We start from the raw sequence: 9364 nt of genomic DNA, 5'->3' as shown, positions 1-9364 counted from the left end.
TACGTGTGCTATTAGTATTATTAACCTTATTCATACAATGTTTATAGAAAATGCAGGACGGATACCTAAATCAATAGAGCAATTACAAGCTCAAGTTGAACATCACATATTACCGATAAAACAGGAGCGGGCGTATCCGAGATGTGTGAAACCAAAACCCAGTAAATACCCCAATAAAAAACGCCAGTCAGCTGTTAACTGACTGGCATTATGCACAAGGTAGGCTTTTAAAAATTAATATAATTTAAGGTTATCTTTAGAAGAAGTTAACTTTAAACTCAGCGCCAACATAGCGTTCTTCATTAACCATTGCTGTGTTGTTATTAAAGTCGATTGCACCAATAGCAACTTGCTCATCAAATAAGTTACGAGCAAAAACAGCTACTTCGTATTCATTATCATCCTGAGCCCAAGTATAACCGGCGCGCACACCTACTTCTGTTAACGGTTTACCTTCAAACTCAACCGCTTCATATAAGAAGAAGTTAACTTTACTGCGGTACGATACATCGGTGTAAGCGTAAAAGTTACCATCGGCTAGTTCTTTTGAATAACGAAGTGTTATGTTAGAAATAAACTCAGGTGCATTAGGTAAGCTATTACCATCAATGATTGCTCTGCCATTCACTGTCGTATCAGTAATATGCAATGTGTCACGATCTGGTACAGGAATGGTAATGCTGTTATCTTTTAACTCTGTTTTGTTATAACTAAAGTTAAACGTGGCATTAAGCTCATCAGTTAATACCCACTCGGTATCAAGTTCAAAACCATAACCTGTTGTCTTATCTGCATTGAGCAAACTTGTGGTATTTGCAGTCCCACCTACAGCAGTTAATTGCTGATCATCCATAGTAAAATAATAAATACTCGCATTTACACGCCCGCGACCATCAAGTACGTCTGATTTGAAACCTGTCTCATATGAAGTAACAGTTTCAGAGTCAGCTGTAGTAACCTCGTCAGAGAACGTGATACGACCTTGAATACTAGGAGCGCGGAATGTATTTGCAACTCGTGCATATAAATTAACATCATCATTTAATTTATAAGACGCTGAAATATCCCAACTTACATGATCATCACTTACATCAGTTGTACGGGTGATATCGTTTGTACATTGTATCAAGTTATTTAGGCAGTCATCGCTAACTATTTTACGTACTGCTTCAAAGTCTTTTTCATCGTCAGAGTAACGAAGGCCAGCCGTTAGTTTTAAATCATCAGAAACAGTGTAATCTACAGAACCAAATACAGCCCAAGCTTTAGTATCTTGCTGTTGATTAACGTAACCGTTTAACGCGCCCCCAGCTAACGTATTGTAGCCGAAGTTTTCAATCGTTACTGATTCATCAAAATAAAATAAACCGGTTTGAAAATTAACATCGCCGTCAAAGTTACTCGCTAAACGTAATTCTTGCGTGTATTGGTCGTGATCTGGTAAACCACTTTCACTTTCTGATGGGAATGGAATTGAACCTGGACCATGAAACTCACCTAAAAAGTCAGCACCATAACCACCATCAATATCGCCACGCGAGTTTACTTCTGCGCTTTCCCAACCTGAAATTGAAGTAATAGTGTAATCATTAAAATCATATTCTAGCTTTAAGCTTAAACCTTGTGCATCAACAGTTTGCTTTTCACGTGCTGCTGCATCGTGGTAAACAACTTTATAATCAAAGTCATCAACTAGATCGTTAGTGCCACTTTTAATTGCATTCGCACGAAATGGAATAGGTGTGCCATCCATATTACGTACGTGATAATTAAGTAAGGCTGAAAAATCATCTTTTTCATATAAGAATTGAACACGTGCAGCTCTATCAGTGTAACCACCTAATACATCATCTTGTTCAAAACCTGGCGCACGGTTATCAATAAAATTATCTTTGTCTTGCCAAAGAACAGAAACACGTGCTGAAAGATTATCAGTTAAACCACCACCCACCGCGCCTCTAAAATCAACGGCACTGTCTGTGCCATATGATACTGAGCTAAAACCTTCAAATTCTTGGCTAGGTTTAACCGAATCAAATTTTACAAGACCAGCCGGTGTATTACGGCCAAACAATGTACCTTGCGGACCACGTAAAACCTCTACACGCTCAACATCAAATACAGGGAAACCTTTTAGAATCGCATTTTCTTGAACGATATCGTCAACAACCAGTGACACAGGTTGTGATGCATTTAAATCAAAGTCGGTATTGCCTAAACCACGAACATAAAAACGTGGAAATGTACGACCATAAGAAGACTCAATCGCTAAACTTGGAATTTTCGCATTCATAAAGCGAATATCCATACCGGCAGAGCTATACACATCAAGGTTATCACCTTGTAATGCAGATACTGCCACGGGTACTTCTTGAGCGTTTTCGACACGTTTACGAGCGGTTACTTGAATAACTTCTAATTGGTTGCTTTTTTTAGCTGTTTCTTGCGCAGCTAAAGAAGAAAATGAAGTACCTGCTACTGCAGAGAACAACGTTGCGTTAATTAGGGTTGCTAACGTAGATCGTTTCATTGCTTTCATGTTGGGTTTAACCTTTTGTGTGCACTCTTATTCAACGGTTTATGTGTTGCGCAATTTATACCATGGAGGTAGATTGCGGGTTCGACCAATTTTTCGCGTCTTGCTATAGGCTGCGCGGACCTTATTATCGAGAGTACAAAAACGATGTTATAAGGCTGAACGAACGATCGATATTATACCACCACGTAATAATTTTACTGCAAAAAGATGAGCAAAAAAGTAAACTCTTTTGCAACATTTAACTACACGTTATGCCATTTTTATACATTTAAAGGCATAAAACACAACAAATAAGGACATATGTCCTTATAAAAAACACCAAACAAAGTAGCCACTTGCACTTTTTAAACAAAAATAAAAACAGGAACATAGTTTGAAAATAAAAAGCTGCACACGGCAGCTTTATTTTTTATGGATTCAGATAACTGAATGTTTTTATTTGATACGCTTAAGTGCAATTTCACCATCTATATGAATATCACGCTGCGGGAAAGCAATCACTACATCATGCTCTTCAAATACAGCGTAAATACTAAAGCGAATATCACTGCGTACTTTTCTAAGCATAGTCTCCGACTCTGCGCACACCCAAAAAATAGCGTTAAATACAAGTGAGCTATCTGCAAAGTCATCAAATAGTACTGACGACTTTGGATTAGCCAATATAGCTTCATGGTCATCAAGTACTTGCTGAATTAGCTTTTTAACCAGCAGTACGTCCGATCCGTATGCAACACCAACGCTCACCGCTGAACGCGCATTACCATCAATTAGTGTCCAGTTAGTTACTGTATTTTCTAATAGCTGGCTATTGGGTATCAGCATATGCACACCATCGTTTCGGCGTATACGTGTTGAACGTGTATTTATTGTCTCTACAACCCCTTTTGCATCACCCACTTCTAAAAAATCACCAATACGAATTGGTCGCTCCCACATAAGTATCCAACCACTTATAAAGTTGTTGATAATATTTTGTGCACCAAAACCAACGCCAATAGCAATAGCGCCCGATACGAATGCAAATGCAGTAACGGGGATACTAAGCACTTCTAAGGACGTAAAAACTAAAATCGCAATGCTTATAATAAAGTAGATACGAGTGAATAAATGCACCGCGTCTTGGCTTAACTTTTTTGCTAGTAAGGTTTTTTTTATCAACTTACCAATACGCGTAACAACAAACCAAATGGCGAAAAGTATTAAAGGTACTTTAATGATTTTTGCAACGGTAATATGTACATCGCTGTAACTAAATACAACGAAGGCAAGAATTTGGTTTATGTGTTCTAACGTCATTTATTTTCCAATACAAGCAAGGAGCGCTTTAAAGTTAAATCGCTATAGAGTGAAAGTGATTCAGTGTTGGGTAAGTTTAGCACGTCATAATATAACTTAAACACACTGTTAATAAGTTCAATATGCACTGATTTAACTCCTACTGCAGCAAGTCCCCTCTAGTTATTAAAAAGTGGCGCGAGGTTTGTAACCTAGTGGGCTCAGTAAAAACCGAGCAAAGCTTCCGCATCCTGCTCACGCCCCTTATCTACATCCTGTAAGCAACAAAGAGTTAATCGTCCTTAGAAATAACCCGACGGGCAGCGCATGCTTGGTCTTTGTGCTACGTTATCGCCTATTTATGGGGAATAACCGCACTTCATAGGCTCTGCCTTGCCTAAAAACCAAACATACTGATGCAAGTTCAACCACCAAAGTTCAACACGCCCTAACCTACATTTTAGAGCATCGCAATAAAATAGGGTGTCTACTTGCATAGCAAGAATAAATGTAAAACAGCGCCTCTTTTGATACTCACTGTAGTTAAAACGATGTTTTAGAGCTGTATTTACCTACCTAAATGCCTGTTATTAGCTAATTTGCGTTCAAATCCCGCTTAATATCGATAAACTTTATTGTATATAAATCAAAATTTGGTAAGTTAACTGGGTTTTTAAACTCATAAAGCCTATTCCGGCTAATCTTTCTATGGAGTTATTATGCGTAAGACACTGATCGCCACTACTATTGCTAGTGCCCTAATACTATCTGCCTGTTCATCAGATGAAACAACGAAAACGGCAGAAGAAGGCGCAGCACAAGTGCAAGACATGAACGCAAACAATGTTTTATTTAAACCAAGCCCATTGCAATATATGGCGCCAGAATTTGATAAATTTGGCACAAAAGACTACGAAGCAGCGTTTGATGCTGGTATTGCACAGCACACAGCGCAAATTGAAGCTATTGCTAATAACCCAAAACCTGCAACATTTGAAAATACATTAGTTAAAATGGAACTATCAGGCGAGTTATTGAACCGCGTATCGGCTGCTTTTTACAACTTATCGGGTTTAATTTCAGATGACGAATACCAGCGCATTGATGAAAAAATGGCGCCGGTATTATCAGCTCACTCAGACGATATTTACTTAAACGGTGAATTATTTAAGCGCGTACAAACAATTTACGACAATCAAGATAAATTAAACGCAGAAGATAAACGCCTAGTTGATTTTTACTACAAGCAGTTTGTAAAAGCAGGTGCTAAATTAAACGACGCTGAAAAAGCTAAAATGCGTGAAATTAACTCAGAGCTAGCTCAGCTATCTACTGCGTTTTCACAAAATATTTTAAAATCATATAAAGAAGACGTTATTGTCGTTACTGATAAAAGTGAATTAGCCGGTCTTTCTGAAGGTGAAATTGCAGGTCTTGCAGCTTCTGCTAAAAAGGCGGGTAAAGACGGCTACATGATCACGTTAGTAAATACAACGCAACAGCCTATTTTAAGCAGCCTTGAAAACCGCGACCTGCGTGAGCAAATTTTTAAAGCTTCTGCAAATCGTGCTGCAAAAACTAACGGCCCTATCATAATTAAAGAAACCAACCTACGCGCTCAAAAAGCAGAGCTTTTAGGTTATAAGGATTGGGCTTCTTATGTAATGACATCGCGTATGGCGCAAACAACTGACAATGTATATGGCATTCTAGACGACCTTGCGCCAAAAGCAGTTGAAAAAGCCAAAATAGAAGCAGCCGCTATTCAAAAAGTGATTAACGATTCAGGCGAAAGCTTTGAGCTTAAACCATGGGATTGGACTTTTTATGCTGAAAAAGTACGTGCAGAAAAATACAACTTAGACCCAGCACTTGTTAAGCCATACTTTGAAATGCAGTCGGTAATTCACGACGGTTTATTCTTCGCGATGAATAAACTATATGGCATTACGTTTAAAGAACGTAAAGATCTTCCCGTTTATCATGAAGATGTAACTGTATACGAAGTATTTAACGCTGATAACAGTGCTATCGGCTTATTTTACTTAGACCCATATGCACGTGAAGGTAAACGTGGCGGTGCATGGATGAGTGCATACGTAAGCGAAAGTGGCTTAAAAGGTACTAAACCAGTTATTTACAATGCGCAGAACATTCCAAAACCGGCAGCAGGCGAACCTACGCTAATGACGTTTGACGAAGTGTCTACTATGTTCCATGAATTTGGTCATGCTGCACACGGTTTATTCTCAGATGTTAAGTATCCAAGCTTAGCGGGTACTGCAACGGCGCGTGACTTTGTTGAATTTCCGTCGCAAGCAAACGAAGATTGGATGATTGAACCAACGGTACTTGCTAACTACGCTAAGCATTACAAAACAGGTGAGCCAATTCCACAAGCCCTACTTGATAAAGTACTTGAATCGCAAAAATTCAACCAAGGCTATGGCACTACCGAGTATTTAGCCGCTGCACTACTTGATATGGAATGGCATTCATTTGGTTCTGATGAAAAAATTACTGATGTTCAAAAGTTTGAACAAGACGCGCTAGAAAAACACGGTATTGCTTACTACCCTGTTCCACCGCGTTACAAATCAAACTTCTTTAGCCACACATTTGCAGGTGGTTATTCAGCAGGTTACTACGCGTACCTATGGACTGAAGTGTTTGCAGCAGATGCCTTTGCACATATGGAAAACAACGGCGGCTTAACACGTAAAAATGGTGACAAGTTCCGTAAAGAAATCCTATCAAAAGGTAACAGCCGCGACTTAATGCAAAGCTACATTGAGTTTAGAGGTACAAAAACCAACTACCGACGCATTACTTAAGCGCCGTGGTTTAGTTGAGTAAATAACTTAATTTATTAAGCTCACTTTTATAAAAGCCCGCTTGCGGGCTTTTATTGTTTATACCCTCACATATAACAGATAAACTTAGCTCAATATTTATTAAAAGATGATGGTTATGCAGTACTTATTTACAGTCACTTTGCTATGGGCGTTTTCGTTTAGTTTAATTGGTGTGTACTTAGCAGGACAAGTTGACGCTTGGTTTAGCGTATTAATACGCATAGCACTGGCAACACTGATTTTTTTACCTTTTTTAAAGCTCAAACAAACGCCTAAACCTTTAGCCTTAAAGCTTATGCTGATTGGCGCTATACAACTTGGTGTTATGTATAGCTTTTACTACCACTCATTTTTATTTTTAACCGTTCCTGAAGTACTGCTATTTACTGTAATGACTCCTTTGTACATTACCCTGCTAAATGATGCATTGAATAGACGCTTTAACCCACGCTTTTTTATAGTCGCGCTTATTGCTGTAATCGGCGCAATTACTATTCGTTACGAAAACCTAAATAACAATTTCATAATCGGTTTACTATTAGTTCAAGGTGCGAATATAAGTTTTGCTGTAGGCCAAGTCACCTATAAACGCTTAATGAATAAAAATCAACTTGATGATAAAACCGTGTTCGGATGGTTTTTTATAGGCGCACTTATTATTGCCATAATTTGTTATGCATTATTTGGAAATTCAAACAAATTACCAACCACTTCTACTCAGTGGGGCATACTGATTTATTTAGGGGTTGTTGCATCAGGCCTTGGTTACTTTATGTGGAATAAAGGCGCAACACTCGTCAACGTTGGAGCTCTAGCAGTCATGAATAACTTACTTATCCCAGCAGGGATTGTTGTTAACGTGCTTATTTGGAACAGAGACGCTGACATAGTTAGGTTAAGTATTGGAGCAGCTATAATGTTAGGTGCATTATTGGTCAATCAAATGCTTAATAAAAAGTGAATTAATAAGTTTGTAGCTAAATTGTCATTAATAATCATTAAGGTAGTACAAATTTTACTTTTTAAGGATAAACAATGAAACGTATTACCTTACTTACAAGCTGTATATTGTTAGCCGCACTTGCAGGCTGTGATGACGATGTAGAAATAGTAGAAAAAGAAGTGGTTGTTACCAACACCGAAGTGGAAATTGTTGAAGTACCTACGCCCGTTGTTGTAGAGGTTGCTGAAGGCGCAAATATTCAGCTAGGCACTCGCCCCGACTATTTAATTGATGATATGGCGCAAAGCACACTAAAAACAAAATTAGAGTCATGCAGCGAAGGGCCATTTTATCGTACTGATTTTTCCATTGGTCATCGCGGTGCGCCAATGCAATACCCTGAGCATACTAAAGAAGCCTACATTGCTGCAGCCAGAATGGGCGCAGGCATTGTTGAATGCGATGTTACATTTACAAACGACAAAGAGCTTGTTTGTCGCCACTCTCAATGTGATTTGCATACCACGACTAATATTTTAGCCATTCCTGAACTTGCAGCGAAATGCAGTGTGCCATTTACACCAGCCGATCCTGCTAATGGTATTGCTGCATCAGCTAAATGTTGTACCAGCGACATAAGCTTAGCGGAGTTTTTAACCCTTGAAGGTAAAATGGATGGTGCAAACACTAATGCAACTACCGTTGCCGATTACATGGATGGTACACCAAGTTGGCGCACTGATTTATATGCCACCAACGGCACATTGATGACCCATAAACAAAGCATTGCACTGTTTAATGAGCTGGGTGTAAAAATGACCCCAGAACTAAAATCGCCACAAGTAAGTATGCCATTTGATGGAATGACACAAGAGCAATATGCGCAAAAAATGCTAGACGAGTACACACAACTGGATGTGCCAGCCTCAAAAGTTTACCCGCAATCATTTAACCTTGATGACGTAAAATACTGGATTAACAACAACCCTGACTTTGCAGACAAAAGCGTATACCTAGATGGTCGCGACAGTGAAGCCGGTTTTGATCCAAGTAACCCGCAAACATGGCAACCAAGCATGGATGAACTTGTTGCCGATGGCGTTAAAATTTTAGCCCCTCCTATTTGGATGATGCTAACAATAGATAGCGAAAACAATATCGTCCCCTCGCAATATGCAATTGACGCTAAAGCGGCAGGTTTAGCGCTTATTGCATGGAGCCTTGAGCGATCAGGCCCGCTAAATGAAGGCGGCGGCTATTACTATCAATCAATTGCTGATGTTATAGATAACGATGGCGATATGATGACGGTTGTTGATGTACTTGCAAAAGACGTGGGGGTCATGGCTATATTTTCAGATTGGCCTGCTACGGTAAGTTATTACGCCAGTTGTAATAAAATGCCTGCAAGTATTTAATACCAATCTGCTTATATATAGGGTCTATTTAACGTTAAGAAAATTACGCTAGGGCCTGTTTATCTTTCGAGGTTAAATTTGCATCAGACTGTTTGGTATTTAGGCAAGGCAGAGCCTATGTAGTGTGGTTATTCCCCATAAATAGGCGATAACGTAGCATAAATGCCAAACAGGCGCTGCCCAAAGGGTTCTGCCTAGGGGCTATTTACTCTTTGTTACTCGGTTTTTACTTAGCCCACTAGGTTACAAACCTCGCGCCGCGATTAAATGCCCCCTAGATTGAACAAATTTTAATCCTGAAAGGTCAACAGGCCCTAGAACTAGGCAAAAA

General features: G+C 39.2%; 4 protein-coding genes and 2 pseudogenes. 4 read left to right on the top strand and 2 right to left on the bottom strand.

What is annotated here, in order from left to right; genetic code table 11:
• Positions 1-202: pseudogene (locus tag P20495_RS22300) on the top strand (IS4 family transposase); the annotation flags it as partial.
• A gap of 54 nt (positions 203-256) precedes the next feature.
• Here P20495_RS22300 and P20495_RS07675 read toward each other — a convergent pair.
• Both P20495_RS07675 and P20495_RS07680 read right to left on the bottom strand, forming a co-directional pair.
• On the bottom strand, positions 257-2539 hold the full coding sequence (locus P20495_RS07675) for a TonB-dependent receptor (protein WP_008137031.1): 2283 nt from the start codon (positions 2537-2539) through the stop codon (positions 257-259).
• Between the two features lie 435 nt (positions 2540-2974).
• Entirely contained in the window at positions 2975-3838 is an 864-nt protein-coding gene (locus P20495_RS07680) for a mechanosensitive ion channel family protein (RefSeq protein ID WP_008137029.1), read from the bottom strand.
• A gap of 698 nt (positions 3839-4536) precedes the next feature.
• Between P20495_RS07680 and P20495_RS07685 the strand changes: the two are divergent.
• The 3 genes and pseudogenes from P20495_RS07685 (at position 4537) to P20495_RS07695 (ending at position 9033) form a co-directional block, all read left to right on the top strand.
• Positions 4537-6673, top strand: a pseudogene (locus tag P20495_RS07685) (M3 family metallopeptidase).
• A gap of 114 nt (positions 6674-6787) precedes the next feature.
• Positions 6788-7633, top strand: a complete 846-nt coding sequence (locus P20495_RS07690; RefSeq protein ID WP_193371856.1) for a carboxylate/amino acid/amine transporter — start codon at positions 6788-6790, stop codon at positions 7631-7633.
• Between the two features lie 74 nt (positions 7634-7707).
• Entirely contained in the window at positions 7708-9033 is a 1326-nt protein-coding gene (locus P20495_RS07695; RefSeq protein ID WP_008137020.1) for a glycerophosphodiester phosphodiesterase family protein, read from the top strand.
• Positions 9034-9364: the final 331 nt, after the last annotated feature.

Source organism: Pseudoalteromonas sp. BSi20495, from assembly GCF_000241185.1.
Lineage (GTDB): Bacteria > Pseudomonadota > Gammaproteobacteria > Enterobacterales > Alteromonadaceae > Pseudoalteromonas > Pseudoalteromonas fuliginea.
The sequence above is the reverse complement of the archived record's forward strand: the minus strand, read 5'-3'. Positions and strand labels throughout refer to the sequence as shown.